Origin of the sequence: Citrobacter sp. RHBSTW-00524 (assembly GCF_013747755.1) — a bacterium.
GTDB lineage: Bacteria > Pseudomonadota > Gammaproteobacteria > Enterobacterales > Enterobacteriaceae > Citrobacter > Citrobacter braakii.
This window is the reverse complement of record NZ_CP056421.1, coordinates 913,060-939,957: the sequence shown is the minus strand read 5'-3', so window position 1 is coordinate 939,957 and position 26,898 is coordinate 913,060. Positions and strand designations below refer to the sequence as shown.

25 protein-coding genes and 1 other RNA gene are annotated in these 26,898 nt (G+C 53.6%); 9 read left to right on the top strand and 17 right to left on the bottom strand.

Going from position 1 to position 26,898, the window contains the following annotated elements:
* Window positions 1-114 precede the first annotated feature (114 nt).
* From gcvH to HV229_RS04605, 6 genes are all read right to left on the bottom strand, one after another.
* Window positions 115-504: a glycine cleavage system protein GcvH gene (gene gcvH / locus HV229_RS04630; RefSeq protein ID WP_003026965.1), complete on the bottom strand. Its 390-nt coding sequence runs from the start codon at window positions 502-504 to the stop codon at window positions 115-117.
* A gap of 25 nt (window positions 505-529) precedes the next feature.
* On the bottom strand, window positions 530-1,624 hold the full coding sequence (gene gcvT / locus HV229_RS04625) for a glycine cleavage system aminomethyltransferase GcvT (RefSeq protein ID WP_016157417.1): 1,095 nt from the start codon (window positions 1,622-1,624) through the stop codon (window positions 530-532).
* A gap of 452 nt (window positions 1,625-2,076) precedes the next feature.
* On the bottom strand, window positions 2,077-3,279 hold the full coding sequence (gene ubiI, locus HV229_RS04620) for an FAD-dependent 2-octaprenylphenol hydroxylase (RefSeq protein WP_016154357.1): 1,203 nt from the start codon (window positions 3,277-3,279) through the stop codon (window positions 2,077-2,079).
* Window positions 3,280-3,418: 139 nt separating this feature from the next.
* Window positions 3,419-4,597 carry a 2-octaprenyl-6-methoxyphenyl hydroxylase gene (ubiH, locus tag HV229_RS04615; RefSeq protein ID WP_016154358.1) on the bottom strand — a complete coding sequence of 393 codons (1,179 nt, stop codon included), beginning with the start codon at window positions 4,595-4,597 and terminating at the stop codon, window positions 3,419-3,421.
* A complete protein-coding gene (gene pepP / locus HV229_RS04610) occupies window positions 4,594-5,919 on the bottom strand; it encodes a Xaa-Pro aminopeptidase (protein ID WP_181546968.1) in 1,326 nt (441 codons plus the stop codon). The genes ubiH and pepP overlap by 4 nt, the downstream gene beginning before the upstream one ends.
* Window positions 5,920-5,943: 24 nt before the next feature.
* Window positions 5,944-6,522: a YecA family protein gene (locus tag HV229_RS04605; RefSeq protein ID WP_016157420.1), complete on the bottom strand. Its 579-nt coding sequence runs from the start codon at window positions 6,520-6,522 to the stop codon at window positions 5,944-5,946.
* A gap of 167 nt (window positions 6,523-6,689) precedes the next feature.
* Here HV229_RS04605 and zapA point away from each other — a divergent pair, with 167 nt between their 5' ends.
* The 3 genes from zapA (at window position 6,690) to HV229_RS04590 (ending at window position 7,860) form a co-directional block, all read left to right on the top strand.
* A complete protein-coding gene (gene zapA, locus HV229_RS04600; protein ID WP_003026980.1) occupies window positions 6,690-7,019 on the top strand; it encodes a cell division protein ZapA in 330 nt (109 codons plus the stop codon).
* A gap of 41 nt (window positions 7,020-7,060) precedes the next feature.
* Window positions 7,061-7,244: non-coding RNA, 6S RNA (gene ssrS / locus HV229_RS04595), on the top strand.
* A 19-nt stretch (window positions 7,245-7,263) separates the two neighbouring features.
* Complete coding sequence (locus HV229_RS04590) at window positions 7,264-7,860, top strand: 5-formyltetrahydrofolate cyclo-ligase (RefSeq protein ID WP_016154362.1); 597 nt, start codon at window positions 7,264-7,266, stop codon at window positions 7,858-7,860.
* Between the two features lie 381 nt (window positions 7,861-8,241).
* Here HV229_RS04590 and serA read toward each other — a convergent pair whose 3' ends face one another.
* Together serA and rpiA are read right to left on the bottom strand one after the other, a co-directional pair.
* Window positions 8,242-9,474 carry a phosphoglycerate dehydrogenase gene (gene serA, locus HV229_RS04585; protein WP_016154363.1) on the bottom strand — a complete coding sequence of 411 codons (1,233 nt, stop codon included), beginning with the start codon at window positions 9,472-9,474 and terminating at the stop codon, window positions 8,242-8,244.
* Between the two features lie 271 nt (window positions 9,475-9,745).
* Window positions 9,746-10,405 (bottom strand): ribose-5-phosphate isomerase RpiA, encoded by a 660-nt coding sequence (gene rpiA / locus HV229_RS04580; protein ID WP_016154364.1) that lies wholly within the window; start codon window positions 10,403-10,405, stop codon window positions 9,746-9,748.
* Between the two features lie 170 nt (window positions 10,406-10,575).
* Between rpiA and argP the strand changes: the two genes are divergently transcribed.
* From argP to HV229_RS04555, 5 genes are all read left to right on the top strand, one after another.
* A complete protein-coding gene (gene argP / locus HV229_RS04575) occupies window positions 10,576-11,469 on the top strand; it encodes a DNA-binding transcriptional regulator ArgP (RefSeq protein ID WP_003825477.1) in 894 nt (297 codons plus the stop codon).
* Between the two features lie 226 nt (window positions 11,470-11,695).
* Window positions 11,696-13,840, top strand: a complete 2,145-nt coding sequence (scpA, locus tag HV229_RS04570) for a methylmalonyl-CoA mutase (RefSeq protein WP_181546966.1) — start codon at window positions 11,696-11,698, stop codon at window positions 13,838-13,840.
* Window positions 13,833-14,828, top strand: coding sequence for a methylmalonyl Co-A mutase-associated GTPase MeaB (meaB, locus tag HV229_RS04565; RefSeq protein WP_181546964.1), 996 nt, complete (start codon window positions 13,833-13,835; stop codon window positions 14,826-14,828). Before scpA ends, meaB begins: the two co-directional genes overlap by 8 nt.
* Before the next feature lie 10 nt (window positions 14,829-14,838).
* On the top strand, window positions 14,839-15,624 hold the full coding sequence (gene scpB, locus HV229_RS04560; protein ID WP_049041966.1) for a methylmalonyl-CoA decarboxylase: 786 nt from the start codon (window positions 14,839-14,841) through the stop codon (window positions 15,622-15,624).
* A 24-nt stretch (window positions 15,625-15,648) separates the two neighbouring features.
* Window positions 15,649-17,115 carry an acetyl-CoA hydrolase/transferase family protein gene (locus HV229_RS04555; protein ID WP_016154368.1) on the top strand — a complete coding sequence of 489 codons (1,467 nt, stop codon included), beginning with the start codon at window positions 15,649-15,651 and terminating at the stop codon, window positions 17,113-17,115.
* Here HV229_RS04555 and HV229_RS04550 read toward each other — a convergent pair.
* The 3 genes from HV229_RS04550 to argO form a co-directional block, all read right to left on the bottom strand.
* Window positions 17,112-18,008, bottom strand: a complete 897-nt coding sequence (locus tag HV229_RS04550; protein ID WP_169329847.1) for a LysR family transcriptional regulator — start codon at window positions 18,006-18,008, stop codon at window positions 17,112-17,114. The two genes, HV229_RS04555 and HV229_RS04550, sit on opposite strands and share 4 nt — an antisense overlap.
* A 187-nt stretch (window positions 18,009-18,195) precedes the next feature.
* Window positions 18,196-18,918 carry an oxidative stress defense protein gene (locus HV229_RS04545; RefSeq protein ID WP_029139653.1) on the bottom strand — a complete coding sequence of 241 codons (723 nt, stop codon included), beginning with the start codon at window positions 18,916-18,918 and terminating at the stop codon, window positions 18,196-18,198.
* Window positions 18,919-19,011: 93 nt separating this feature from the next.
* On the bottom strand, window positions 19,012-19,647 hold the full coding sequence (gene argO, locus HV229_RS04540) for an arginine exporter ArgO (protein ID WP_016157426.1): 636 nt from the start codon (window positions 19,645-19,647) through the stop codon (window positions 19,012-19,014).
* A 200-nt stretch (window positions 19,648-19,847) separates the two neighbouring features.
* On the opposite strand from argO, the gene dctP reads away from it, so the two are divergent.
* Entirely contained in the window at window positions 19,848-20,894 is a 1,047-nt protein-coding gene (dctP, locus tag HV229_RS04535; protein ID WP_181546962.1) for a TRAP transporter substrate-binding protein DctP, read from the top strand.
* A gap of 41 nt (window positions 20,895-20,935) precedes the next feature.
* On the opposite strand, the gene HV229_RS04530 is transcribed toward dctP, so the two are convergent.
* The 6 genes from HV229_RS04530 to HV229_RS04505 all read right to left on the bottom strand — a co-directional run bounded on the left by HV229_RS04530 (window position 20,936) and on the right by HV229_RS04505 (window position 26,891).
* Window positions 20,936-21,796 carry a small-conductance mechanosensitive channel MscS gene (locus HV229_RS04530; RefSeq protein WP_016154372.1) on the bottom strand — a complete coding sequence of 287 codons (861 nt, stop codon included), beginning with the start codon at window positions 21,794-21,796 and terminating at the stop codon, window positions 20,936-20,938.
* Window positions 21,797-21,987: 191 nt separating this feature from the next.
* Window positions 21,988-23,067 (bottom strand): class II fructose-bisphosphate aldolase, encoded by a 1,080-nt coding sequence (gene fbaA / locus HV229_RS04525; RefSeq protein ID WP_003027029.1) that lies wholly within the window; start codon window positions 23,065-23,067, stop codon window positions 21,988-21,990.
* A gap of 88 nt (window positions 23,068-23,155) precedes the next feature.
* Complete coding sequence (gene pgk, locus HV229_RS04520) at window positions 23,156-24,319, bottom strand: phosphoglycerate kinase (RefSeq protein ID WP_003027032.1); 1,164 nt, start codon at window positions 24,317-24,319, stop codon at window positions 23,156-23,158.
* 39 nt (window positions 24,320-24,358) lie between these two features.
* Entirely contained in the window at window positions 24,359-25,387 is a 1,029-nt protein-coding gene (gene epd / locus HV229_RS04515) for an erythrose-4-phosphate dehydrogenase (RefSeq protein ID WP_016154379.1), read from the bottom strand.
* 287 nt (window positions 25,388-25,674) lie between these two features.
* Window positions 25,675-26,385: a nucleoside/nucleotide kinase family protein gene (locus HV229_RS04510; protein WP_047414447.1), complete on the bottom strand. Its 711-nt coding sequence runs from the start codon at window positions 26,383-26,385 to the stop codon at window positions 25,675-25,677.
* On the bottom strand, window positions 26,382-26,891 hold the full coding sequence (locus HV229_RS04505) for an MltR family transcriptional regulator (RefSeq protein ID WP_016154381.1): 510 nt from the start codon (window positions 26,889-26,891) through the stop codon (window positions 26,382-26,384). Before HV229_RS04505 ends, HV229_RS04510 begins: the two co-directional genes overlap by 4 nt.
* Window positions 26,892-26,898: the final 7 nt, after the last annotated feature.

Below are 26,898 nucleotides of genomic sequence, written 5' to 3'. Positions count from 1 at the left end.
AAATTCGCGTTGCAGGAAGGCGGCGACGCAGCACATCCCCAGGAGCTTACATCAGTAAGTAACTGAGGTGTGCAAGAAAGCCAACACACCTGCAACGTGAAGAATGAAGCGTATTTATTCGTCTTCTAACAAAGCTTCATATGCAGTCGCATCCAGCAGCGATTCAATTTCGCTTTCATCGCTGGCTTTGATTTTGAAGATCCAGCCCCCTGCATACGGCTCGCTGTTGACCAGTTCCGGGGAGTCGCTAAGCGCGTCGTTAACCGCAACAATCTCACCGCCTACTGGCGCATAAATATCGGATGCCGCTTTTACGGATTCCGCAACGGCGCAGTCATCGCCCGCGCTGACGGTTGCGCCAACTTCGGGCAGGTCAACGAAAACCATGTCACCTAACAGCTCCTGAGCATGTTCGGTGATCCCAACGGTGTAAGAGCCGTCAGCTTCTTTGCGCAGCCATTCGTGTTCTTTGCTGTATTTCAGTTCTGCAGGTACGTTGCTCATCAATCAATCTCCAAAAAAGGATGAATTACGCGACGGCTTTGCCGTTACGCACAAAAACAGGTTTAGTCACTTTTACCGGCATTTCGCGGTTACGGATCTGTACGATCGCATTCTCACCAATACCCGCAGGGACACGCGCCAGCGCGATGCTGTAACCCAGGGTTGGGGAGAATGTCCCGCTGGTGATAATGCCTTCCTGCTGATTGCCGGAAGCATCGGTGAAACGCACCGGCAGTTCATTACGCAGTACGCCTTTCTCGGTCATCACCAGTCCAACCAACTGTTCGTGGCCTTTTTCACGCTGCATTTCCAGCGCTTCCCGACCGATAAAGTCGCGGTCAGTCGGTTCCCACGCGATAGTCCAGCCCATGTTGGCCGCCAGCGGGGAAATGCCTTCGTCCATCTCCTGACCGTACAGGTTCATGCCGGCTTCCAGACGCAGCGTGTCGCGCGCGCCAAGACCGCAAGGTTTGACACCTGCTTGTACCAGCGCACGCCAGAAGTCTGCCGCCTTTTCACTCGGCATGGCAATTTCATAGCCTGCTTCGCCGGTATAACCGGTGGTTGCGATAAACAAATCACCCGCCTGAACGCCGAAGAACGGCTTCATGCCTTCTACCGCCTGGCGCTGCTCGTCAGTAAACAATGTGGCTGCTTTTTCCTGCGCGTTTGGGCCCTGCACCGCAATCAGCGATAGATCGTCTCGAACGGTGATGTCGATGGCGTAAGGTTCAGCGTGTTGGGTAATCCAGGAGAGGTCTTTTTCGCGGGTGGCGGAGTTTACAACGAGGCGGAAGAAATCTTCAGTGAAGTAGTAGACAATCAGGTCATCTATCACGCCGCCCGAAGCGTTGAGCATACCGGAGTAGAGGGCTTTACCCGTCTTCGTTAGCTTCGCGACGTCGTTTGCCAGCAGATAACGCAAGAACTCCCGGGTGCGGCTACCGCGCAGGTCGACGATGGTCATATGTGACACATCAAACATTCCGGCATCGGTGCGAACAGCATGGTGTTCATCAAGCTGAGAACCGTAATGCAGTGGCATCATCCAGCCATGGAAATCTACCATGCGCGCGCCACATAGCGTGTGTTGTTCGTACAAAGGAGTCTGTTGAGCCATCTTTTCCTCGTTGAATAAGCGGGGCTACCAACTCTTTCGCGGTGAAATTTTCGCCACGAAACCCAGCACCGCAGCCGCTCCAGGGGCCACGACGCAAACGTTCTCTTTGTCCTGAACTTACCACCGAAACAGACGCTAAACCATAAGGCAAAATTAACCATCACATTAGCTTATGGCCAAAAACAGCAAAATCACCGGCAGAACAAAACCCCATCCATACGGCAAATAATCAGAATAAAAAATAAATACAAGCTGGAATTAACAGCACCAACCAACATTAAATGTGGAAAAATTGTCAAAAATGGCGTTATGAAAAAAACGTAATATAAAAAAAACTAATGCGAAAAAAGGCGTGGAATTAGATTATTTCAAATGAGAGAAGCACCCCGGCGCTCAGGCCGGGAGTGGAAAGTGTGACGGGTCTCAAACTCTTAAGATTGTCCTTACGGACGCTAGCGTAACCACTCAGGAAGATCGTTCAGTCCCATCGCCTGGCGGATGAGCTGTGGTTTTACGCCTGGCAGGGTATCGGCCAGTTTCAGACCAATATCACGCAGCAGTTTTTTCGCCGGATTCTCGCCTGCAAACAGTTCACGAAAGCCCTGCATACCGGCCAGCATCATCGCTGCGCTGTGCTTACGGCTGCGCTCGTAGCGGCGCAAATAGAGATACTGACCAATATCTTTGCCCTGACGCTGGAGCCGCTTCAGCTCATCGATCAGCTCCGCCGCATCCATAAATCCAAGGTTAACCCCCTGACCCGCCAGCGGGTGGATGGTATGCGCCGCATCCCCCACCAGCGCCAGACGATGAGCAGCGAACTGACGGGCATAGCGTCCCGTCAGCGGAAACGCCTGACGCTCGCTTTCAAGGCTGCACAGCCCCAGGCGATTATCAAAAGCGATATTCAGCGCCTGATTAAACTCGTCAACGCTTGCCTGCTGCATGCGTTCTGCTTCCTGCGGCGAAAGCGACCAGACGATAGAGCACAGGTGCGGGTCACTGAGCGGCAGGAACGCCAGGATCCCCTCACCGTGAAACGCCTGCCGCGCAACCGCGCCGTGAGCTTCCTGCGTACGGATAGTCGCCACCAGCGCATGATGACGGTAATCCCAGAAAGTGAGCGGAATATCCGCTTTGTTGCGCAGCCAGGAGTTAGCGCCATCGGCGCCGACCACCAGGCGAGCTGTCAGCATTGCGCCATCTTTCAGGGACAGAAATGCCTCATTCTCACCCCAGGCTACCTGCTGTAACTCAGCGGGCGCCATCAGCGTAATATCCGCTGAACGCTGCGCTTTTTGCCAGAGTGCGTAATGGATCTCTGAGTTTTCAACGATGTGGCCTAAATGGCTGTAGCCCATGCTCTGGTCATCAAACGCAATACGCCCAAAGCTGTCTTTGTCCCAGACTTCCATGCCGTGGTAGCAACAAGCGCGACGGGCAACAATGTCGGACCAGACGCCCAGTCGGCTAAGCAGTTTTTCACTGGCGGCATTAATGGCCGATACGCGAAGCTGAGGAGGTGCATCCGCCGCCAAAGGCTGCGGAACATGTTGTTCTAACACTGCAACGCGCAACCCGCTGCCCTGCAAGCCGCAGGCAACCGCCAGCCCCACCATGCCGCCACCAACAATTGCTACATCAACACTTTGCACTGTTTGCTCCTGAAAATAGGACAATCAAAAACCGTAGGCAGGATAAGGCAAAGCCGCCATCCGGCATTACTTCCGCGACATTGCCTGATGGCGCTGCGCTAATCAGGCCAACTTCTTTAATTCGGCCTACAGGATATATCTATCGCGCAACCCAACCGAGGGTCCGCTCCGCCAGCGCATCGCGCGCAGGCGTGAATAATTCCATCGCCATCAGCCCGACATTACGCCCAACGACCAGCGGGGCCCAGCGATTGGCAAACAAATACACCAAATTGTTGGTCACACCAATCGTCGTTTCGCGATCGCGTTCGCGGCGCTGCTGATAGCGTGCTAGCACCGCATAATCACCGATATCTTCCGCGCAGTTTTGCGCCTGCGTCAACGTCTCAGCCAGGCTCATCACGTCGCGCAGACCAAGGTTGAAACCTTGTCCGGCAATGGGATGCAGCGTCTGTGCTGCGTTCCCCACCAGCACAGTACGATGGGTAATGGCTTTTTGCGCCGAGGTTAATGAAAGCGGATAGGCGTTGCGTTTACCGGCCTGGGTAATACGCCCCAACCGCCAGCCAAACGCAGTTTGCAGTTCGCGGCAAAATTGTTCGTCGGACCAGGCCATAATCTCATCACGCCGCTCCAGCGGATGGCACCATACCAGCGAGCAGCGACCATCAGACATCGGTAGCATTGCCAGCGGACCATATTGCGTGAAACGTTCGAACGCTCGCCCGTCATGCGCAACGGAGGTCGTGACGTTGGCAATCACCGCCAGTTGTTCATAGGGTTGTTGCTGCCAGTCAACGCCGCAGGCGGTAGCCAGCGCGGAACGCGTGCCATCGGCGGCCACCAACAGGCGACCATTGATCATCTCGCCATTTTCCAGCGTAACCTCAACGCGTTCCTGCGTGCGTGACACGCTGGCTACACGGTCGGGGCAGTGCAGCGTGATGCCCGGCGCTTTACGCAGCAGCGCAAACAAACGCAGCCCGACATCGTGCAGTTCCACCACCTGGCCCAGCGCCGGAATACGGTATTCCTGCGCATCCAGCGTCACAAATCCGGCATGGCCGCGATCGCTGACGTGAACCGTTTTGATCGCCGTTGCGCAATCGGCAATCGCCTGCCATACGCCAATTCGCGCCAGCTGTTGGCAGGTCCCTGCCGCCAGCGCGATCGCCCGGGCGTCAAACCCTGGATGGCGGTCAGTTTCAGGTTCGCTCGCTTCTATCAGGTGAACAGGCAGAGTCCCGTGGCTGAGCTGAGAAATGGCCAGCGCCAGCGTCGCACCGACCATACCACCACCAACGATAATCACGCTCATTGCAGTCGCGCCGCAGCCATTAAGGCTTCAATGTCATCCGCTTTCTTCACCACGCTGGCGGTCAGGTTCTCATTGCCGTCCTCGGTGATGAGGATGTCATCTTCAATACGAATGCCGATACCACGATAAGCAGGCGGCACATCGGCGTCCGGCGCGATATACAGCCCCGGTTCGACGGTGAGCACCATTCCTGGCTCGAGAATACGTGAGCGGTCCTGACCATAAACGCCAACGTCGTGCACATCCAGTCCCAGCCAATGGCTAAGACCATGCATAAAGAATGGGCGATGCGCATTTTCGGTAATCAGTTGGTCGATCTCGCCGTGCAAAATGCCAAGCCTCACCAGACCCGTAATCATGATGCGCACCACTTCGCCGGTGACTTCCTGGATGGACGTCCCCGGGCGATACAGGCGCAGACTGGTCTCTAATGACTCCAGTACGATGTCGTAGATTTCACGCTGAGCAGGGGAAAATTTGCCGTTTACCGGGAAGGTACGCGTAATGTCGCCCGCATAACCTTTGTATTCACACCCGGCGTCAATCAACACCAGATCGCCATCGCGCATTGCACTTTCATTTTCAGTGTAATGGAGAATACAGCCGTTTTCGCCGCTGCCGACAATCGTGTTATAGGATGGGTAACGCGCGCCATGGCGAGTAAACTCGTGGTGAATCTCCCCTTCCAACTGGTATTCAAACATTCCCGGACGGCATTTTTCCATCGCGCGGGTATGCGCCAGCGCACTGATCTCTCCGGCACGGCGCATGACCGCAATTTCTTCTGGTGATTTGAACAGGCGCATTTCATGCACCATTGGACGCCAGTCGATGATCGCGGCGGGTGCGTGCAGATTTTGTCTGGAGCCTTTACGCAGTTTATCCAACGCCGTGCATACAATCTCGTCTGCCCAGGCATATTCGCCCTGCGCGTGGTACACCGCGTCCAGGCCATTGAGCAACAGATGCAGCTGTTGGTTGATTTCACTGAAGGCCAGCGCCCGGTCAACGCCGAGTTTTGCCGGTGCAGCATCCTGGCCCAGACGACGGCCAAACCAGATCTCCGCCGTCAGATCGCGAACCCGATTAAACAAAACGCTGTGGTTATGAGTGTCATCACTTTTAATCAGCACCAGCACGGCTTCCGGTTCGTTAAAACCGGTGAAGTACCAGAAATCACTGCTTTGGCGGTACGGGTATTCACTGTCCGCGCTGCGCGTCGCTTCAGGCGCGGCAAAAATCAGCGCGGCGCTGCCGGGTTGCATTTGTGCCAGTAAAGCCTGGCGACGACGCTGGAATTCTTGCTGAGATATCTCGCTCATCACACTCTCCTTTGCGTTTCGTTCTTAGTGCAGAGTCGGTTTACGGACTTCCGGCGCGGTCGGCTGCTGACGCGTAAACGTGTCATGACACAGCAAGGCGGCTACGCGCACGTATTCGATAATCTCTTCGAGCGACATTTCCAGCTCTTCCTGATCTTCGTCTTCGTCATATCCCAACTGAGCGATATTGCGCAGGTCGTCAATCGCTTCACCGGTTTCACCGGTCACTTTGTCGAGCTTTGGCTGCGTAACGCCAAGGCCCAGCAAAAAGTGGTTTACCCACCCCGCCAGCGCATCGGCACGATCAAACACGCTAACGTCGTCGCCTTCAGGCAGATAAAGCTGAAAAAGGAAACCGTCGTCCTCGAGGGCATCGCTGGTGGCAGAGTGCATTTTCATCAGTGCCTGAGCCAGCTCGTGACCGAAGGCCAAACCTTCGTTCGTCAGGTCGTGCAGCAGCGGCTGCCATGAGCTGTCGTTGTTGCCGCCGCAAATCATCCCGCTGATCAAGCCGTGCATTTCGGCCGGGGTTAATCCAGCCCCTTGTTGGTTCAAAAACTGGCTAACGTCGTTGTAGCCAGGCATTTCGTTCTGTATAGACATAAGCATTCGTCATCAAAGGGAGGAATATTCATGGTATGCTACCACTTTGGGCCCTGGTGGACCAGAAAAGGGCTTGTATCTTGATACCAGGGTAGCTATAGTGTCGCCCCTTCGCGGACCCAAGGTCTGGAGACGAAGGCAGCGCAGTCAATCAGCAGGAAGGTGGCATGTCTGCACAACCCGTCGATATCCAAATATTTGGCCGTTCACTGCGAGTGAATTGCCCGCCTGAACAAAGGGATGCGTTGAATCAGGCTGCGGACGATCTTAATCAGCGATTGCAAGATCTGAAAGTTCGCACTAGAGTCACAAATACTGAGCAGTTGGTTTTCATCGCCGCGTTGAACATCAGCTATGAATTAACTCAGGAAAAAGCGAAGACGCGTGAGTACGCGGCGAGCATGGAACAACGTATTCGGATGCTACAACAGACCATCGAACAGGCGTTGCTTGATCAGGGTCGCATAACCGAAAAAACGGGCCAAAACTTTGAATAACACTTTTCGGTTTACTGTGGTAGAGTGACCGTGAAGACAAAATTTCTCTGAGATGTTTGCAAGCGGGCCAGTCCCCTGAGCCGATATTTCATACCACAAGAATGTGGCGCTCCATGGTTGGTGAGCATGCTCGGCCAGTCCGAGAAGCCTTAAAACTGTGACGACGCATTCACCTTGAACCAAGGGTTCAAGGGTTACAGCCTGCGGCGGCATCTCGGAGATTCCCTTCTACCTGGCAACAGCCATGACACTACTTTCTGAACTCCCTTTATCCCGGCAAGAAATTCGTCAACTGATTCGACAGCGTCGTCGCGCGTTGACCTCTGAACAGCAACGACAATACGGTCAGCAAGCCGCGACCCGAATGCTCAGTTTTCCCCCTGTTGTACTCGCGCATACTGTGGCGGTATTTCTCTCGTTCGATGGCGAACTCGATACCCAGCCGCTGATAGATCAGCTGTGGCGAGCGGGCAAACGCGTTTACCTTCCGGTTCTTCATCCCTTCAGTCCCGGTAATTTACTGTTCCTGCACTATCATCCGCGCAGCGACCTGGTGACCAATCGCTTAAAGATCCAGGAACCACGGCTTGATGTACGCGACGTATTGCCGCTGTCAAAGCTGGACGTACTGATTACGCCGTTAGTGGCATTTGATGAGGACGGGCAGCGCCTGGGCATGGGCGGTGGATTTTACGACCGCACGCTACAAAACTGGCAGCAGCATAAGATCCAACCCGTGGGCTACGCGCATGACTGCCAGTTGGTAGAAAAATTGCCGGTTGAAGAGTGGGATATCCCGCTACCAGCGGTGGTGACGCCGTCCAAAATCTGGGAGTGGTAGCCGTTTTTTGCCGATTGACAGCGCCGTTTTTTTGACCTAAATTCCTCGGTGAAGGGTGAGGGAGGCGAACCTCCCTCCTGCGTACTCTCTGTTAATATGCTGGGCAAGCGATGATTAACAGGATCAGCAGCATGATGACGTATCTCATCATCGTCCCTTTCCTTTTTAGAGCCCCTGCTTCGGTAGGGGCTTTCCCGTTTCAGCGCTATGCTGCGCCCCTATCGTAAATTCCTTTTATTGCTGTACAACACGCAATGCTGCCTTTAGTTGCCAACTGCGGCAAAGCTCGAAAACAGAATGTATGCGTTACAGAAAGAGATTTTGAGGCAGGGAAATCAGAGGAAAGATGGGCAGGTCAACCGCCTGCCCATGTAGAGGAAATCAGTACAGCAGACGAGCGCGAATGGTTCCCGGAAGGGCTTTCATCGCCAGCAGCGCTTTCTCCGCCACATCTTCATCCGCTTCAATATCAATAACCACATAACCTACCTGCGCTGAAGTCTGCAGATACTGCGCGGCAATGTTGACGCCCTGCTCGGCAAAAATCTGGTTAAGTGCCGTCAGTACGCCCGGACGGTTTTCGTGAATGTGCATCAGACGACGACCACCGTGCAGCGGCAGCGAAACTTCCGGGAAGTTTACCGCAGACAGCGTAGACCCGTTGTCGGAATACTTGGTCAGTTTCCCAGCTACTTCCAGACCGATGTTTTCCTGCGCTTCCAGCGTTGAACCACCAATGTGCGGCGTCAGGATCACGTTATCGAAATCACACAGCGGCGAAGTGAAAGGATCGCTGTTAGTTGCCGGTTCGGTTGGGAATACGTCGATTGCAGCCCCCGCCAGATGTTTAGTCGCTAACGCGTCGCACAACGCAGGAATATCAACAACCGTACCGCGTGCGGCGTTAATCAGCAGTGCACCCGGTTTCATCAGCGAAATCTCACGCGCGCCCATCAGGTTTTTGGTGGAGGCATTTTCCGGCACGTGCAGACTCACCACGTCGCTCATATTGAGCAGATCGGAAAGATGCTGTACCTGCGTGGCATTGCCAAGCGGGAGTTTATTTTCAATATCATAGAAAAAGACATGCATCCCGAGCGATTCCGCCAGAATGCCCAACTGAGTACCAATGTGGCCGTAGCCGATGATCCCCAGTTTTTTACCACGCGCTTCAAAAGAGCCGGTAGCCAGTTTATTCCACACGCCGCGGTGCGCTTTGGCGTTCGCTTCGGGTACGCCACGTAGCAGTAGCAGCAGTTCACCAATCACCAGCTCAGCAACGGAACGTGTGTTAGAGAATGGTGCGTTAAACACAGGGATCCCGCGCTTTGCCGCTGCACTTAGATCAACCTGGTTGGTGCCAATGCAGAAGCAGCCAATCGCGACCAGTTTCTCTGCGGCGTCAATCACATCTTCAGTCAGATGGGTACGGGATCGCAGGCCAATGAAGTGGGCATCACGGATGGACTCTTTCAGTTGTTCAGTGTCCAAAGCACCTTTGTGAAACTCGATGTTGGTATAACCTGCTGCACGAAGGCTTTCGAGTGCTTTTTGGTGCACGCCTTCAACCAGCAGAAATTTAATCTTATCTTTCTCCAGTGATACCTTTGCCATTTCCCCGACCCTGTCTTTTTTTGTTCAAACTGATGTGTTGTGTGTGGGATTTTCATCCGTCTCTTCAACATATCAAAAAATAATATTGCGGCAATATGAACGTTTGCGTCGCCGTGCTGAAGAAATGTCATTCAACGGGAAATGTCAGAGGAAAATACTGGCGATAACTTTTTCTTTGGAGAGATCGGCAGGACAATATTATAAACGTGACACAAGTCACCAAATTTGCCCTGCCAAAATTTTTTTAACGGGAGAAGACGCTCCCGTCAGATCATTTTACGATAGTTTTCACGCCGTCAGGCGTACCGATCAGCGCGACATCCGCGCCACGGTTGGCAAACAGGCCGACGGTTACCACACCTGGAATCGCATTGATGGCATTTTCCAGCGCGATGGCGTCGAGGATCTCCAGACCGTGCACATCGAGGATCACGTTGCCGTTGTCCGTCACGACGCCCTGACGGTATTCAGGACGACCGCCCAGCTTCACCAACTGGCGAGCCACAGCGCTGCGCGCCATTGGGATCACTTCGACCGGCAGCGGGAAGTTGCCGAGAATATCGACTTCTTTAGACGCATCCGCGATGCAAATAAATTTCTTCGCCACGGAAGCAATGATTTTTTCACGGGTCAACGCTGCGCCGCCGCCCTTGATCATCTGCATGTGACCGTTGATTTCATCCGCGCCGTCAACGTATACGCCGAGGCTATCCACTTCGTTAAGATCGAACACGTGGATGCCAAGGCTTTTGAGTTTTTCAGTCGATGCGTCCGAACTGGATACCGCACCTTCAATCTGACCTTTCATTGTGCCCAGCGCATCAATAAAGTGTGCGGCTGTTGAACCTGTACCTACGCCCACAATGGTGCCGGGCTGTACATACTGAAGTGCCGCCCATCCTACTGCTTTTTTCAGTTCATCCTGCGTCATGATCGTTTCGCCTGTGGTGTGAATATGGTGGGAAAATTCACGCGCATTATAGAACATTGTGCAGAAAAATGTCCCCACACCCGCTCGCAAGCGGCGGATTTCGTCTTTACCCAATCAAAAATTGTGTCATAGTGCAGAACAAGCAAAAATTTCAGGAGTGCGTCAAAGCAATGAAACGTCCGGACTACAGAACACTACAAGCACTGGATGCGGTTATTCGTGAACGAGGATTTGAGCGCGCGGCGCAAAAGCTGTGCATCACGCAATCCGCTGTTTCACAGCGCATAAAACAGCTTGAGAATATGTTCGGACAACCGCTGCTGGTGCGCACCGTACCGCCGCGCCCAACGGAACAGGGACAGAAACTACTGGCGCTTCTGCGCCAGGTTGAACTGCTGGAAGACGAGTGGCTGGGCGATGAACAAACCGGCTCGACGCCGCTTCTGCTTTCGCTGGCGGTGAACGCCGACAGTCTGGCGACCTGGTTACTTCCGGCGCTGGCCCCGGTACTGGCTAATTCACCGATTCGACTGAACCTGCAGGTTGAAGATGAAACCCGAACCCAGGAACGTCTGCGTCGTGGTGAAGTAGTCGGTGCGGTGAGTATTCAACATCAGGCGCTGCCAAGCTGTCTGGTGGATAAACTGGGCGCGCTGGACTACCTGTTTGTTGGCTCTAAACCTTTCGCCGAGCGTTATTTCCCAAACGGCGTCACCCGTTCCGCCCTGCTGAAAGCCCCGGCGGTCGCGTTTGACCATCTTGATGATATGCACCAGGCGTTCTTGCAACAAAACTTCGACCTGCCGCCGGGCAGCGTACCGTGCCATATCGTTAACTCGTCTGAAGCCTTCGTCCAGCTAGCCCGTCAGGGAACAACCTGCTGCATGATCCCACACTTACAGATTGAGAAAGAGCTGGAAAGCGGTGAGCTTATCGACTTAACGCCAGGCCTGTTCCAGCGTCGAATGCTGTACTGGCACCGCTTTGCGCCAGAAAGCCGCATGATGCGCAACGTCACCGACGCGCTGCTGGCCTATGGCCACAACGTACTGCGTCAGGATTAATTCCTCGAACAGAGGCCGGATAGCGGCGTAACGCTTTATCCGGCCTACAAGCCTTTCCCCTCATTTCATGCTATTCCCGCCACGTCTTTGAAATACATCACAAAATAAAACACGCCACACGGCAAAAAACGACGCCCTGTTGGCTATTTTTTGCTGGCGACAAGCCAAATGAAAAAGCACACCGTATTCGCAAAGATTCAACTTATTGCGTAATACGGAGCAAAAAATGGCAAACGTGCAGGAGTGGCAAACACTCGCCAATAAAGAACTCAGTCGACGGGAAAAAACCGTTGAGTCGCTGGAAAGACAGACGGCGGAAGGGATTGTCATCAAGCCGCTGTACACCGAAGCGGACCTCGATAATCTGGAAGTCACGGGCACCCTGCCCGGTCTGCCGCCTTACGTGCGTGGCCCGCGCGCCACTATGTATACCGCGCAGCCGTGGACGATTCGCCAATACGCCGGTTTCTCTACCGCCAAAGAGTCCAACGCTTTTTACCGCCGTAACCTCGCCGCTGGGCAAAAAGGGCTTTCCGTCGCCTTTGACCTTGCCACTCATCGTGGCTATGACTCAGACAACCCGCGCGTAGCGGGCGACGTCGGCAAAGCCGGCGTGGCGATCGATACCGTCGAAGATATGAAGGTGCTGTTCGACCAGATCCCGCTGGATAAGATGTCCGTTTCGATGACCATGAACGGCGCGGTACTGCCGGTGCTGGCGTTTTATATCGTCGCGGCGCAGGAGCAAGGCGTGACGCCGGAACAGCTCACCGGGACCATTCAGAACGATATTCTGAAAGAGTACCTGTGCCGCAACACCTACATTTATCCGCCAAAACCCTCCATGCGCATTATCGCCGACATCATCGCCTGGTGCTCAGGCAACATGCCGCGCTTTAACACCATCAGCATCAGCGGCTATCACATGGGTGAAGCCGGGGCAAACTGCGTACAGCAGGTGGCGTTTACGCTGGCAGACGGTATTGAATACATCAAGGCCGCGCTTTCCGCCGGACTGAAAATTGATGACTTCGCCCCGCGCCTGTCATTCTTCTTCGGCATCGGCATGGATCTGTTTATGAACGTCGCCATGCTGCGCGCTGCAAGGTATCTGTGGAGCGAAGCGGTCAGCAGTTTTGGCGCGACCAACCCGAAATCTCTCGCTCTGCGTACCCACTGCCAGACCTCAGGCTGGAGCCTGACCGAGCAGGACCCGTACAACAACGTGGTACGAACCACCATTGAAGCGCTCGGCGCTACGCTTGGCGGCACTCAGTCTCTGCATACCAACGCTTTTGATGAAGCGCTCGGTCTGCCCACCGATTTCTCCGCCCGTATTGCGCGTAATACGCAGATCATCATTCAGGAAGAATCAGAGATCTGCCGCACCGTCGATCCGCTGGCCGGATCGTATTACGTCGAATCACTCACCGATCAAATCGTGAAGCAGGCGCGCACGATCATCAAGCAGATTGATGAGGCAGGCGGCATGGCGAAGGCGATTGAAGCCGGGCTTCCTAAACGGATGATCGAAGAAGCGTCCGCGCGCGAACAGTCGCTGATCGACCAGGGTAAGCGCGTTATCGTCGGGGTGAACAAATACAAGCTGGATAAAGAAGACGACACGTCGGTACTGGAGATCGACAACGTGAAGGTGCGCAACGAGCAGATTGCCTCACTGCAGCATATCCGCGCCACCCGCGACAATGATGCGGTTAAAGCCGCGCTATCCGCGCTGACCCACGCCGCGCAACAGAATGAAAATCTGCTGGCAGCCGCCATCAACGCCGCCCGCGTTCGCGCCACGCTCGGCGAAATCTCCGATGCGCTCGAGGCCGCCTTTGACCGTTATCTGGTTCCCAGCCAGTGTGTTACTGGGGTGATTGCGCAAAGCTATCACCAGTCCAACAAATCCGCCGATGAGTTCGATGCCATTGTTGCGCAAACCGAACAGTTCCTCGCAGAAAATGGCCGCCGCCCGCGTATTCTGATCGCCAAGATGGGTCAGGACGGCCACGATCGCGGCGCAAAAGTGATCGCCAGCGCCTACTCCGATCTCGGCTTCGATGTCGATCTCAGCCCGATGTTCTCCACACCGGAGGAAATTGCCCGTCTGGCGGTAGAAAACGATGTGCATGTCATTGGCGCATCATCGCTGGCGGCGGGTCATAAGACATTGATCCCGGAGCTGGTCACCGCGCTCAAAGGCTGGGGACGCGAAGACATTTGCGTCGTCGCCGGCGGGGTTATTCCGCCACAGGATTACGCTTTCCTGCACGAGCATGGCGTGGCAGCCATATATGGCCCAGGCACGCCAATGCTCGACAGCGTCCGCGATGTGTTAACCCGTATCAGTCAGCATCATGATTAACGCCGCCACGCTTGAGGATACCGTCCGCCGCTTGCGACTCGGTGAACGGGCTACGCTCGCCCAGGCGATGACGCTGGTCGAAAGCAATCACCCGCGCCACCAGCCGCTGAGTACGCAATTGCTGGACGCGATTATGCCGTTCACCGGTAACGCCCTGCGTCTGGGGATCACCGGCACGCCGGGCGCGGGTAAAAGCACCTTTCTGGAAGTATTCGGCATGCTGTTAATTCGCCGCGGGTTACGGGTAGCGGTGATCGCCGTCGATCCCAGCAGCCCGGTCAGCGGCGGCAGCATTCTTGGTGATAAAACCCGCATGACGGAACTGGCTCGCGCAGAATCTGCGTTTATACGTCCGGTTCCTTCCAGCGGTCATTTAGGCGGCGCCAGCCAGCGCGCCCGCGAATTAATGCTGCTGTGCGAGGCGGCGGGCTTCAACGTGGTGATTGTGGAAACCGTCGGCGTTGGGCAGTCAGAAACCGAAGTCGCAGGCATGGTGGATTGCTTTCTCTCACTGCAAATCGCCGGCGGTGGCGACGATTTGCAGGGCATCAAAAAAGGCCTGATGGAGATGGCGGATCTGGTCGTCATCAACAAGGACGACGGTGATAACCGTACCAGCGTTACCATCGCCCGCCATATGTACGAATCCGCCCTGCATATTCTGCGCCGCAAATATGACGAGTGGCAGCCGCAGGTTCTGACCTGTAGCGCCCTGGAAAAACGCGGCATTGAGGAGGTTTGGCAGGCGATAACCGACTTTAAAACGTGCCTTACCGCCAGCGGTCGACTGGAAAAAGTCCGCCAGCAGCAGGCGGTGGAATGGCTACACAAGCAGGCTGAAGAAGAAGCCCTGCATCTGCTGTTTGCCCGGGCTGATTTCGACCAGTATTTCCAGCAGACGCTGCTGGCCGTCAAAAACAATGATCTTTCGCCGCGCACCGGCCTGCGGCACATCAGCGAATTTATTCAGCATCATTACTTTCAATAAAGAGAACATTATGTCTTATCAATACGTCAACGTGGTCATCATCCAGAAAGTCGCGGTCATTGAGTTCAATTACGCCCGCAAGCTCAATGCCCTGAGCAAAGTGTTTATTGACGATCTGATGCAGGCGCTGAGCGACCTCAATCGTCCGGACATTCGCTGCATCATTCTTCGCGCCCCGAGCGGGGCCAAAGTGTTCTCTGCCGGGCATGATATTCATGAGCTCCCCACCGGACGTCGCGATCCGCTCTCTTATGACGATCCGCTGCGTCAGATAACTCGCATGATCCAAAAATATCCGAAGCCGGTGATCTCCATGGTTGAAGGCAGCGTCTGGGGCGGCGCGTTTGAGATGATCATGAGTTCCGATCTGATCATCGCAGCCAGTACGTCTACCTTCTCCATGACCCCGGTCAACCTCGGCGTGCCCTATAACCTGGTGGGCATCCACAACCTGACCCGCGACGCTGGTTTTCACATCGTTAAGGAGCTGATTTTTACCGCCTCGCCCATCACCGCTCAACGCGCCATGGCGGTCGGGATCCTCAACCATGTCGTTCCAACCGAGGAACTGGAAGATTTCACCCTGCAAATGGCGCATCACATCTCGGAAAAAGCGCCGCTGGCAATCGCCGTCATCAAAGAAGAACTGCGCGTGTTGGGCGAAGCACACACCATGAACTCTGACGAATTCGAGCGCATTCAGGGCATGCGCCGCGCGGTGTATGACAGCGAGGATTATCAGGAAGGGATGAACGCGTTTATGGAAAAACGTAAACCTAATTTTGTTGGCCATTAATCACGTCCGACGAAGGAGACGGCCATGAAACGGATGAGCGCCGAACAGGCGGCAGAAATTATCCAGCACGATGATATGGTGGCGTTCAGCGGCTTTACCCCCGCGGGTTCGCCAAAAGCGTTACCCACCGCAATTGCCCAACGCGCCTGCGAACGGCATCAGGACGGGCAGCCTTTTCAGATCCGCCTGCTGACCGGGGCGTCAATTGGCGCCGCCGCTGATGATGCACTATCCGCGGCGGATGCCGTTTCCTGGCGTGCGCCTTATCAAACCTCATCTGGCCTGCGCGAGAAAATTAACCAGGGCCAGGTGAGGTTTGTCGATCTCCATTTGAGCGAAGTCGCGCAGATGGTTAATTACGGCTTTTTTGGCGATATCGATGTTGCCGTCATTGAAGCTTCCGCCATTGCGCCGGATGGCCGGATTTGGCTTTCCAGCGGTATTGGCAATGCACCCACCTGGCTGCTGCGGGCGAAAAAGGTGATTATCGAGTTGAATCATTACCATAATCCACGCGTGGCTGAGTTTGCCGACATCGTAATACCCGGCGCACCGCCGCGGCGTAACAGCGTGCCCATATTTCATACCATGGATCGCGTGGGCAGTCAGTGCGTGCAGATAGACCCCAGGAAAGTGGTCGCGGTGGTGGATACCGAGCTGCCCGATGCCGGGAATGTGTCGGATAAAACCAATCCGGTCAGCCAACAAATTGCCGATAACGTCGTCACTTTCCTACTGGCAGAAATGGCGCACAAACGCATTCCAGCAGAGTTTCTGCCCTTACAAAGCGGCGTGGGCAATATCAATAACGCGGTAATGGCGAGACTGGGAGAGAATCCGGATATCCCGCCCTTTATGATGTATTCAGAGGTGTTACAGGAATCGGTGGTGCATCTGCTGGAAACGGGCAAGATCACCGGTGCCAGCGCCTCCAGCCTGACCATCTCAGCCCCGTCGCTACAGAAGATTTACGACAACATGGACTTCTTCGCCAGCCGAATTGTGCTGCGCCCGCAGGAGATCTCCAATAACCCAGAAATCATCCGTCGGCTGGGGGTCATTGCACTCAACGTTGGGCTTGAGTTTGATATCTACGGCCATGCCAATTCCACGCACGTTGCGGGCGTGAACCTGATGAACGGTATCGGCGGCAGCGGGGATTTCGAGCGCAACGCCTATCTGTCTATCTTTATGGCGCCGTCGATTGCCAAAGGCGGGAAAATCTCAACCATCGTGCCGATGTGCAGCCATGTCGACCACAGCGAACATAGCGTTAAAGTGATCGTGACCGAACAAGGGATTGCCGATCTGCGTGGGTTATCTCCGATGCAGCGGGCGCACACGATTATCGATAACTGTGCGCATCCCCTTTACCGGGACTACCTGCACCGCTATCTGGAAAAAGCGCCTGGCGGGCATATCCATCACGATCTCAGCCATGCGTTCGATCTGCATCGCAACCTTCTCGAGACAGGATCGATGCTCGGTTAACTTGCCGTACCGTCACGATCTTCAGCAATATGCTGGAGCATGGTGCCGGTATAGCGATGATTTTTCAGCGAATAGAGAAACTCCTGCATATACATGGGGCTGCCGGGCGCGTCGAAATACTTTAGCGTCGACGGATTCACCAGCCGCCAGGCAAAATGAGGGATCACCGTCAAAAACTGCCCGCGCTCCACCGCGCTAATCTTGGCCATAAAGCTGTACGGACGGTAGATAATCGTCGGATTGATCCCACAGGGCTGCATATAAGCATCCAGCATTGCCTCAAAGTTGGCGCGATTCTGGAAGCGCATTTGCAGCCAGGGTAGCTCGCGCAGCAGATCCTGCGGCTGTTTCTCTTCGTAGCGCCGGGAAACGAGAAACCCCAGACGTAGCGGAGGCAGTTCGCTGATCGCCAGATTTTCCAACTCCTGTACGCGGGGGGAAACGTGCTGTGGCGAGATAATGAAATCCAGTTTGCGGTCGAACAGATTATCAATCACCCCATTCTCACTGAATTCAACGGCCTGGGCCGTCACGCCGTCATATTTATCGCCAAGGCTAATCAACTGGTCAAAAATAATCGTTGGATAAGTATTATCGATACCGATGACGATTTCCCGCGAGCGACAAGAGGCGTTATGGATTTCGTTATCAATAGCAGAGAGGCGTTGATAGACGGGAAACAGCTTCTGATACAGCTCCTGTCCGGCTTTATTCAGGCTGATGTTGTTATCTTTACGGGTAAACAGCGTATAGCCGATTTGATCTTCCAGTGCAGCAATGCTTTTACCGAAAGGCGATGCGGTCATATGTATTTTTTCTGCCGCTCTGGCGATGTTATTGGTTTGCGCCAGCAGAATGAAATTACGCATCTTTTTCGAGATAAAAATATCCATAGCGTCCCCTTAAAAATCGCTATGGCCTATCCTCATTACCACGAAAAAAAAGACTGAATGTGAGGTCTCATTTTTACAGTTGCTCACAGAAAAAACCGGCTGGAATATTTTGTCGGCCTGATGAGACGCGTAAGCATCGCCATCAGGCTAAAAACTTGCCGGATGGCGACTTACGCCTATATCAAGACTACTTATTGGTTACTGTAGGCTCAATCTGGAAGACGACATCAACCTGATCATCAAACTGAATAACCGGCTGTTCGTAGGTTTCCTGAGCGGAGGTTGCAGGCGCTGCATCTGCTTTCATCATCCGTACCATCGGGCTCGGTTGATAATTGGAAACGTGGTAACGCACACTGTAAACGGGACCCAGTTTGCTATTAAAGCCCGCGGCCAGCTGTTCAGCCTGATGAACCGCATCATCAATCGCCGCTTTACGCGCTTTGTCTTTGTACGCATCCGGCTGGGCAACGCCCAGCGATACCGAACGAATCTCATTCAGACCGGCCTTCAGCGCGCCATCAAGCAGAGCGTTGAGTTTGTCCAACTGACGCAGCGTGACTTCAACGGTGCGCACTGCACGATAACCTTTGAGGATGCTTTTGCCGTTCTGGTAGTCGTAGTCCGGCTGCGTACGCAAGTTTGCAGCGCTAATGTCTTTCTTCGCTATCTGGTTCTGTTCAAGGAAAGACAGATATTGCGCCACGCGCTCATCGGCCTGCTTCTTCGCGGAAGCCGCATCCTTTGCAGCAACGTTCACTTCAATCGCCAGGGTGGCGATGTCTGGTGTTGCATCTACGCTTGCCGTTCCGGAAGTCACGATGTGCGGTCCATTTGGCAACTCATTTGCCTGTACCGATAGTGCGCTGAATCCGACTAATGCCGCCAGGGCCATTATTTTGAACTTCACGGTCGTTCCTCCATGTTTCATTAATTACCCCAAAACTCAGGGCACATGCAGGCAAGCTTAGCCGATCTCGCTGCGTTGTCCATCAGACAACACTTAGTTGAACAGCGCTTGAACGTGCGCAACACCTTCTTTTGCCAGCTGAAAAGCAATAAACCACATCACTAATCCTACCAGCGTATTGATGATGCGCTGTGCTTTCGCAGTTCGCAGACGCGGTGCCAGCCAGGCCGCCAGCAATGCCAGACCGAAGAACCACAGGAACGAAGCGCTGACGGTTCCCAGTGCAAACCAGCGTTTAGGCTCAACGTCCAGTTGTCCCCCCAGACTCCCGAGCACCACAAAGGTATCCAGGTAAACATGTGGGTTGAGCCATGTCACCGCCAGCATAGTGGCGATGATTTTCCAGCGCCCCTGCTTCATCACCTCGGCGCTGGCCAGTTCCAGATTACTGCTCATCGCCGTTTTTAGCGCACCGAATCCGTACCAGAGTAAAAATGCGACCCCGCCCCAGGTGACCAGCGCCATCAGCCATGGCGACTGCATCAGCAAGGCGCTACCGCCGAAGATACCCGCGCAAATCAGCACTAAATCGCTGATGGCGCAGAGTAAAGCAATCATGATGTGATACTGACGACGGATCCCCTGATTCATCACGAAGGCATTTTGTGGACCAAGCGGAAGTATCATGGCTGCACCAAGCGCAAGCCCTTGAAAATAGTAGGATAACATGTAAAACATCTCACATAATTGTCTTGTGGGCAGACTATACTGCGCGGGATTCATTAGAGGAAATGGATAATATTAATCAGTAATTAGCATTATTAATAATACCGTGCACACTCCCCTCCATATTCAGTCTCTGACAATAGCGATTGTGCGTTACCCGGGGTATGCTGAAAGATAAATCTGTCTATACCAAAGGAATGGGTATGAAGCATAACGCGAACATTTTTCTCTTCTGTGCCTCGCTGATAGTTACCAGTTTGTGGCCCACTGTCGCCAGCGCAGACAGAACGCTGCGCTATACCGATCACGAGCCATATGGCAACATGCGTACCCGGCTCATAAAAGAGACTTTTTTTCGTGCGATCGAACAAGAGTCGCTTGGACGTTTGAAAATCGACGCTCACTGGAACGGCGAGCTGTCCACCAGCTATGACGCCTTAAAAACGATCGGCCAGGGCAGCGTGGCGGATATGGGGATCGTGGTCCCTGAGTACACGCCCGAACAACTGCCGCGACACCAGATTTTTAAGAGCTTCCCCCTCGGACCGGGCCGTGGTGAAGCGCAGGTTAACGCCTTTCAGCGGATTTTCCGCGAGTATCGCCAGTTTGGTCGCGAGCTGGAAAACAACAATCTGGTGAATCTTCAGTTTTTCCTCGGCTATCCGGTTGGATTTTTTACTACCAAGCCGAACGTCGATTTGGCACAGCTGAATGCAAGCCAATGGCGGACCGCCAGCTTTTGGCATCAATCATTTTTACGCAACGCGGGCGGCGTGCCGGTCAGCATGCCATGGAATGAAAAAATTATCGATGCGCTTCAGACCGGACAGCTTGACGGCCTGATGGTTAACCTCGACAGCGGAGATGATATCCATGCCCAGCGGGCGGCCCCCTATATTCAGCTCTCCCCTTCGCTCTGGCTCGGACACGTTTATCTTCTGGTGATGAATAAAGACGTCTGGGATAGCCTGGATGTGAAAGATCGCGCAGCCATCAATCGGGCCGCCGCCATGACGCAAAAGCGTATTGGCGCAGTGCAGGACGCAAGCCTGACCGCAATGGCGAAAAAGATGGCAAAAGAGGGCGCACACGTTCACTACCTGAGCAACAGCGAGCTGAATGCGTGGCAAGCCGCTACCGGTTATCAGCACGTTCAGGCCGAATGGATTGCTCAACAGGAAAGTAAAGGAATAAGCGATGTTGGCGAGCTGATGCAGGGTGTCAGCGCAATTCTTAACAAGACGAGATAAATCAACGCCCGCCTCTCTCTGGCGGGCGTTTTTAGCTGAAGTTACTCGGTCGCGTTCTCTTTCACGCGTTTAAAGTTCACATCCATCTGCGGGTACGGGAAGCTGATACCGTTGGCGTCAAACTCGCGCTTAATACGCTCCAGTACATCCCAGTAGACGCTTTGCAGATCGCTGCTGTTACTCCAGACACGTACGACGAAATTAATCGAGGAAGCGCCCAACTCATTCAGGCGTACCGTCATTTCACGGTCTTTTAGGATGCGATCTTCAGACTGGATGATATCAGTGAGGATTTTTTTCACCTGATCGATATCGGAGTCGTAGGCCACGCCGATAATAAATTCGTTACGACGGACCGGCTCGCGAGAGAAGTTAATGATGTTCCCGGCAATGATTTTACCGTTTGGGATCACCACAATCTTACCGTCTACGGTACGCATAGTTGTGGAGAAAATCTGCACGTTAAGCACGGTTCCCGCAACGCCGCCAAGGTCTACATATTCACCCGCACGGAAGGGACGGAACATCACCAGAAGCACGCCTGCGGCGAGGTTGGACAGCGACCCTTGCAGTGCCAGACCGACAGCTAAACCTGCGGCACCGAGAACGGCGATCACGGAGGCAGTTTGCACCCCAACGCGACCCAGCGCGGCAATCAGCGTGAAAGCGATAATACCGTAGCGCACCAGTGCAGAAAGAAAGTCGGCAACGGTGGCATCAATTTTACGCGCCAGCATCAGGCGGTTAACGGTGTTTGATACGATACGCGCCACGATCATACCGATAATGACAATCGCGATGGCCGCAACGATGTTGACGGCATAGCTCAACAGTAGCTCCTGATTGCGGACCAGCCAGGTGCCCGCACCGTTTATGCTGTCGACAACATTCAAATCTTCCATTCAATATTCCTTTTTTGCTTACCCAAACGGGAGAAATAAAGCCGCCCTAACGGGACTGGCAACCTGACAAGGGTAAACAATAAACTCAGATTTTGCCAAACAGATCACAGAATTCTCTGTCAGCAGCACATTGAAATGGCAATAAAAAAGGCCCGCATTTGCGGGCCTCATGTCACGTTGGACGGCGTAAATTACAGAACGTCAACCGCGTTCAGTTCTTTGAAAGCCTGTTCCAGACGGGTGATCATAGTTGCCTGACCAGCACGCAGCCATACGCGCGGATCGTAGTATTTCTTGTTCGGCTGATCTTCGCCTTTCGGGTTGCCCAACTGACCCTGCAGGTAAGCTTCGTTTGCTTTGTAGTAGTTCAGAACGCCTTCCCAGGTAGCCCATTGGGTATCGGTGTCGATGTTCATTTTCACTACGCCGTAGCTTACGGAGTCTTTGATTTCCTGAGCAGTAGAACCGGAACCACCGTGGAAGACGAAGTTCAGGCTGTTATGAGGCAGGTTATGTTTCTTAGAAACATAGTCCTGAGAGTCGCGCAGGATGGTCGGGGTCAGAACTACGTTACCCGGCTTGTAAACGCCGTGTACGTTACCGAAGGACGCTGCGATGGTGAAACGCGGGCTGATTTTGCTCAGCTCGGTGTATGCGTAGTCAACGTCTTCCGGTTGGGTGTACAGTGCAGAAGCGTCCATGTGGCTGTTGTCCACGCCGTCTTCTTCACCACCGGTGCAACCCAGTTCGATTTCCAGAGTCATGCCCATTTTGGACATGCGCGCCAGGTATTTGGAGCAGATTTCGATGTTCTCTTCCAGAGACTCTTCAGACAGGTCGATCATGTGAGAAGAGAACAGCGGTTTGCCTGTTGCTGCGAAGTGTTTTTCACCCGCGTCCAGCAGACCGTCGATCCACGGCAGCAGTTTCTTCGCGCAGTGGTCAGTGTGCAGGATAACCGGAACACCATAGTGTTCAGCCATCTGGTGAACGTGATGCGCACCAGAGATAGCACCCAGGATTGCAGCGCCCTGAGGAACGTCAGACTTCACGCCTTTACCCGCGATGAAAGAAGCACCACCGTTGGAGAACTGGACGATTACCGGCGCTTTAACTTTTGCAGCGGTTTCCAGAACGGCGTTGATGGAGTCGGTACCAACGCAGTTAACAGCTGGCAGAGCAAAGTTGTTTTCTTTAGCTACCTGGAAAACTTTCTGTACGTCATCACCAGTGATTACGCCTGGTTTTACGAAATCAAAAATTTTAGACATGTTGCGAGTCCTGTATCTTCGGCCTTGGAAAGGGGGCGCGCTCGACAGCGCGCTAATAATTGGGCAGGTTTCCCTGCCCATCAATGTCTTACTTTTTAGCACGCTCTTCGAGCATGGCTACTGCTGGCAGTACTTTGCCTTCCACGAATTCGAGGAATGCGCCGCCGCCAGTAGAGATGTAGGAGATTTTGTCAGCAATGCCGAACAGGTCGATTGCTGCCAGGGTGTCACCGCCGCCTGCGATAGAGAATGCTTCGCTGTCTGCGATAGCATTAGCAACGATTTCAGTACCTTTGCGGAAGTTCGGGAATTCGAACACGCCAACCGGGCCGTTCCACAGAATGGTTTTCGCATTCTTCAGAATGTCAGCCAGCTGCTGTGCAGAAGCGTCGCCGATATCCAGGATCTGCTCGTCTTCTTTTACATCGCTAACGGATTTAAGCGTAGCCGGTGCAGTTTCAGAGAATTCAGTCGCTACGCGAACGTCAGTCGGGACCGGGATATCGCAAGTCGTCAGCAGACGCTTAGCTTCATCAACCAGGTCAGCTTCGTACAGGGATTTGCCGACGTTGTGGCCTTGAGCAGCAACGAAGGTGTTCGCGATACCACCACCAACGATCAGCTGGTCAGCGATTTTTGACAGAGAGTCCAGAACGGTCAGTTTGGTAGAAACTTTAGAACCACCAACGATAGCCACCATCGGACGAGCAGGTTCTTTCAGCGCTTTACCCAGCGCATCCAGCTCAGCAGCCAGCAGCGGACCAGCGCAAGCTACGTCGGCGAATTTACCGATACCGTGGGTAGAAGCCTGCGCACGGTGAGCGGTACCGAAAGCGTCCATTACGAATACGTCACACAGCGCAGCGTATTTTTTGGACAGTGCTTCGTCGTCTTTCTTCTCGCCTTTGTTGAAGCGAACGTTTTCCAGAACAACCAGTTCACCGGCAGCGACTTCAACGCCGTCCAGGTAATCTTTTACCAGGCGAACCGGAGCAGACAGTTTGTCTTTCAGGTAGTTAACAACCGGCAGCAGAGAGAATTCTTCGTTGTACTCGCCTTCGGTAGGACGACCCAGGTGGGAAGTTACCATCACTTTAGCACCCTGTTTCAGGGCCAGTTCGATGGTCGGCAGGGAAGCACGGATACGCGCATCGCTGGTTACTTTCCCTTCTTTAACTGGTACGTTCAGGTCCGCACGGATAAAAACGCGTTTACCAGCCAGATCCAGATCGGTCATCTTAATTACAGACATGGTGAATCCTCTCGTTGATTCATAAAGTTTTGTCGACGCTCAAGCGTCGAGCCTGAAACCAATAGCAGCCATCGCTAACGTTGTATCGAGCATACGGTTAGCAAAGCCCCATTCATTATCACACCAGACCAGCGTTTTGATCAGGTGAGCGCCACTCACGCGCGTTTGCGTACCATCAACGATGGCGCTGTGCGGGTCGTGGTTAAAATCTACAGAGACCAACGGTAATTCCGTATAGTCAACTATACCATGAAATGCACCTTGTGCTGCTTTTTGCAGCAACTGGTTGACTTCACTGGCTTTTACTGGTTTTTTCACCGTCACGCTTAAGTCGATCGCCGTCACATTTATGGTCGGTACACGCACCGCAATCGCTTCAAAACGATCGTTAAACTGCGGGAAAATTCGCGTGATGCCCGCCGCCAGTTTGGTATCAACCGGAATAATAGACTGGCTGGCCGCTCGCGTGCGACGCAGGTCAGGATGATAGGCATCAATAACCTGCTGATCGTGCATCGCGGAGTGGATCGTGGTGACGGTACCAGACTCAATGCCGTAAGCATCATCCAGCAATTTAATGACGGGTATTATGCAATTCGTGGTGCAGGAGGCGTTGGAAACGATCCGGTGTTCAGCGCGCAGCTGATCCTGATTAACGCCATACACAACGGTTGCGTCGATGTCGTGACTACCAGGATGTGAAAAGAGCACTTTTTTTGCACCTGCGGCAATATGCGCCTCGCCGTGTTCGCGGTTGCCGAAGACCCCCGTACAATCCAGCACAACGTCGACACTCAGTTCGCGCCAGGGAAGCGCATCGAGCGTTCGCTCATGCAGAATGCGGATCGCGTCATCGCCAACGATGAGCTGGTCACGTTCCTGACGAACATCCCAGGCAAAACGTCCATGGCTGGTGTCATATTTCAACAAATGCGCCATGCCTGCAGCATCCGCCAGTTCGTTGATTGCCACCACGGTGATTTCCGCCCGACGCCCGGATTCATACAAAGCACGAACCACGTTGCGTCCGATGCGACCGAAACCATTAATCGCTACGCGTACGGTCATAGGTCTCCTGCAAGGATTTCTCAGAAACGATGTGGCAGACAGAGTAATGCAGCAAATCGCTCAGGGAAACCTTACCTGTCGCAAACTGCGACTAATTGGTTAATTGTCGAACATTTAATCGACTGAAACGCTTCAGCTAGAATAAGCGAAACGCGGAATAAAAGGAATGATTGTCCAGCCAAAGAAAACAGTTATCTGACGTACATCACATTTTTCCCGCTGAGACCGGGGGAAATTATTCCAGTAAACCGTAATAATCATTACGGCTTAACAGGAATAATTGGCCTTCACGCAATCCGATATTCACCAGATTCCAGCATCTCCAGCGTCAGGTCTCCAGGGAGACTCGCTTCCAGTACCCGACGAACATTCGGTCCGTCGGTACGCTCATAAAACGCCTCAGCGTCTGCTTGTGATAGTCCGCCCGCCAGTTTACGGCCTACCAGTCGTGTACGGAGCGCGTTGGCAGGTGCACGAATAAACAGCGAGTAATCACAAAACTCAGCTAACGCCCGCCACCTTTCATCATCGCGTAATAACCAGTTTCCTTCCACAATCACAATCGGCGCGGTCACTGTTATAGCCGCTTCTACCGGATCGTGTTTTTGCCGGTCGTACTGAGGCCAGGTGCCCTCCCCTTCCCTTATCAAACGTAGATTCTGTGCAAGTTTATCCACATCAAAGGTTTCCGGCGCACCTTTGTATGCTCGCAGGTTATGAGCATCCAGCCAGGTGTTGTAGTGATGGAAGCCATCCATCGGCAGCGTCTGGATCTCCGGCAGGCCAGGCTCCTGACGGGAGAGATATTCCCAGAAAGTGGTCAGCGTCGATTTACCCGTACCAGGCGGTGCGCTGAGAAAAACGATCGTTCGTCGCTGCGGGTGAGTGGCATGTATTTTTGCCAGCTGTTGTAATAACGGTTTGTGGACGTTCTCTATCTCATCATCACGGTAATGTGCTTCAACCTGTAGCCCATTCACCGTTAGTTTGATTTTCACGGCGTTAATTCCTTTAAAATCGCCGTCACTGCCAGCGTCATTGCCGTCTTGACCATTGCGCTAAAGCGCACTTCGGACCACGCAGCAAAGTCGGCAAATTTCATCGACTCCAGCGCACCGTAGAGCGTTGCGTTGCGGGTGATACTGTTCACGTTGCTGACAAAATCCCAGGTAATGTCATCGGCAAAACCGGGGATATTATCCTGCTCGTTCAGGTACTGATAAAACTGAGAGAAATGGGTGATGTCGGCATAAAGCCATTTATCCATTTTTCCCAACGCATAAATCAGACGTAACGCAACGTCGATATCGTCAAGCGGTCCACTTTGGGCGAGTAACGGCTTCACTGCATATTCCACGATCTCTTCATCGTTATTAACGAACAGCGACGGTAGAAAGCGCTTAATGCCCTGGAGCAAAATGTTATGTGCCGTCGTCATAAACGAGAGTAAATTATTTTGAGCATCCAGTTGCTCAAGCACATCGTCTTCTGTCAGCGTCGTCATTCGTTTC

Coding starts and splice junctions, on each gene's coding strand:
- serA (WP_016154363.1), bottom strand. CDS start 9,474: ATGGCAAAGGTATCACTGGAGAAAGATAAGATTAAATTTCTGCTGGTT.
- epd (WP_016154379.1), bottom strand. CDS start 25,387: ATGACCGTACGCGTAGCGATTAATGGTTTCGGTCGCATCGGACGCAAC.
- rpiA (WP_016154364.1), bottom strand. CDS start 10,405: ATGACGCAGGATGAACTGAAAAAAGCAGTAGGATGGGCGGCACTTCAG.
- gcvT (WP_016157417.1), bottom strand. CDS start 1,624: ATGGCTCAACAGACTCCTTTGTACGAACAACACACGCTATGTGGCGCG.
- scpB (WP_049041966.1), top strand. CDS start 14,839: ATGTCTTATCAATACGTCAACGTGGTCATCATCCAGAAAGTCGCGGTC.
- HV229_RS04590 (WP_016154362.1), top strand. CDS start 7,264: ATGACACTACTTTCTGAACTCCCTTTATCCCGGCAAGAAATTCGTCAA.
- argP (WP_003825477.1), top strand. CDS start 10,576: ATGAAACGTCCGGACTACAGAACACTACAAGCACTGGATGCGGTTATT.
- HV229_RS04505 (WP_016154381.1), bottom strand. CDS start 26,891: ATGACGACGCTGACAGAAGACGATGTGCTTGAGCAACTGGATGCTCAA.
- fbaA (WP_003027029.1), bottom strand. CDS start 23,067: ATGTCTAAAATTTTTGATTTCGTAAAACCAGGCGTAATCACTGGTGAT.
- pgk (WP_003027032.1), bottom strand. CDS start 24,319: ATGTCTGTAATTAAGATGACCGATCTGGATCTGGCTGGTAAACGCGTT.
- gcvH (WP_003026965.1), bottom strand. CDS start 504: ATGAGCAACGTACCTGCAGAACTGAAATACAGCAAAGAACACGAATGG.
- scpA (WP_181546966.1), top strand. CDS start 11,696: ATGGCAAACGTGCAGGAGTGGCAAACACTCGCCAATAAAGAACTCAGT.
- HV229_RS04530 (WP_016154372.1), bottom strand. CDS start 21,796: ATGGAAGATTTGAATGTTGTCGACAGCATAAACGGTGCGGGCACCTGG.
- ubiH (WP_016154358.1), bottom strand. CDS start 4,597: ATGAGCGTGATTATCGTTGGTGGTGGTATGGTCGGTGCGACGCTGGCG.
- HV229_RS04605 (WP_016157420.1), bottom strand. CDS start 6,522: ATGTCTATACAGAACGAAATGCCTGGCTACAACGACGTTAGCCAGTTT.
- argO (WP_016157426.1), bottom strand. CDS start 19,647: ATGTTATCCTACTATTTTCAAGGGCTTGCGCTTGGTGCAGCCATGATA.
- HV229_RS04550 (WP_169329847.1), bottom strand. CDS start 18,008: ATGGATATTTTTATCTCGAAAAAGATGCGTAATTTCATTCTGCTGGCG.
- HV229_RS04555 (WP_016154368.1), top strand. CDS start 15,649: ATGAAACGGATGAGCGCCGAACAGGCGGCAGAAATTATCCAGCACGAT.
- dctP (WP_181546962.1), top strand. CDS start 19,848: ATGAAGCATAACGCGAACATTTTTCTCTTCTGTGCCTCGCTGATAGTT.
- zapA (WP_003026980.1), top strand. CDS start 6,690: ATGTCTGCACAACCCGTCGATATCCAAATATTTGGCCGTTCACTGCGA.
- meaB (WP_181546964.1), top strand. CDS start 13,833: ATGATTAACGCCGCCACGCTTGAGGATACCGTCCGCCGCTTGCGACTC.
- pepP (WP_181546968.1), bottom strand. CDS start 5,919: ATGAGCGAGATATCTCAGCAAGAATTCCAGCGTCGTCGCCAGGCTTTA.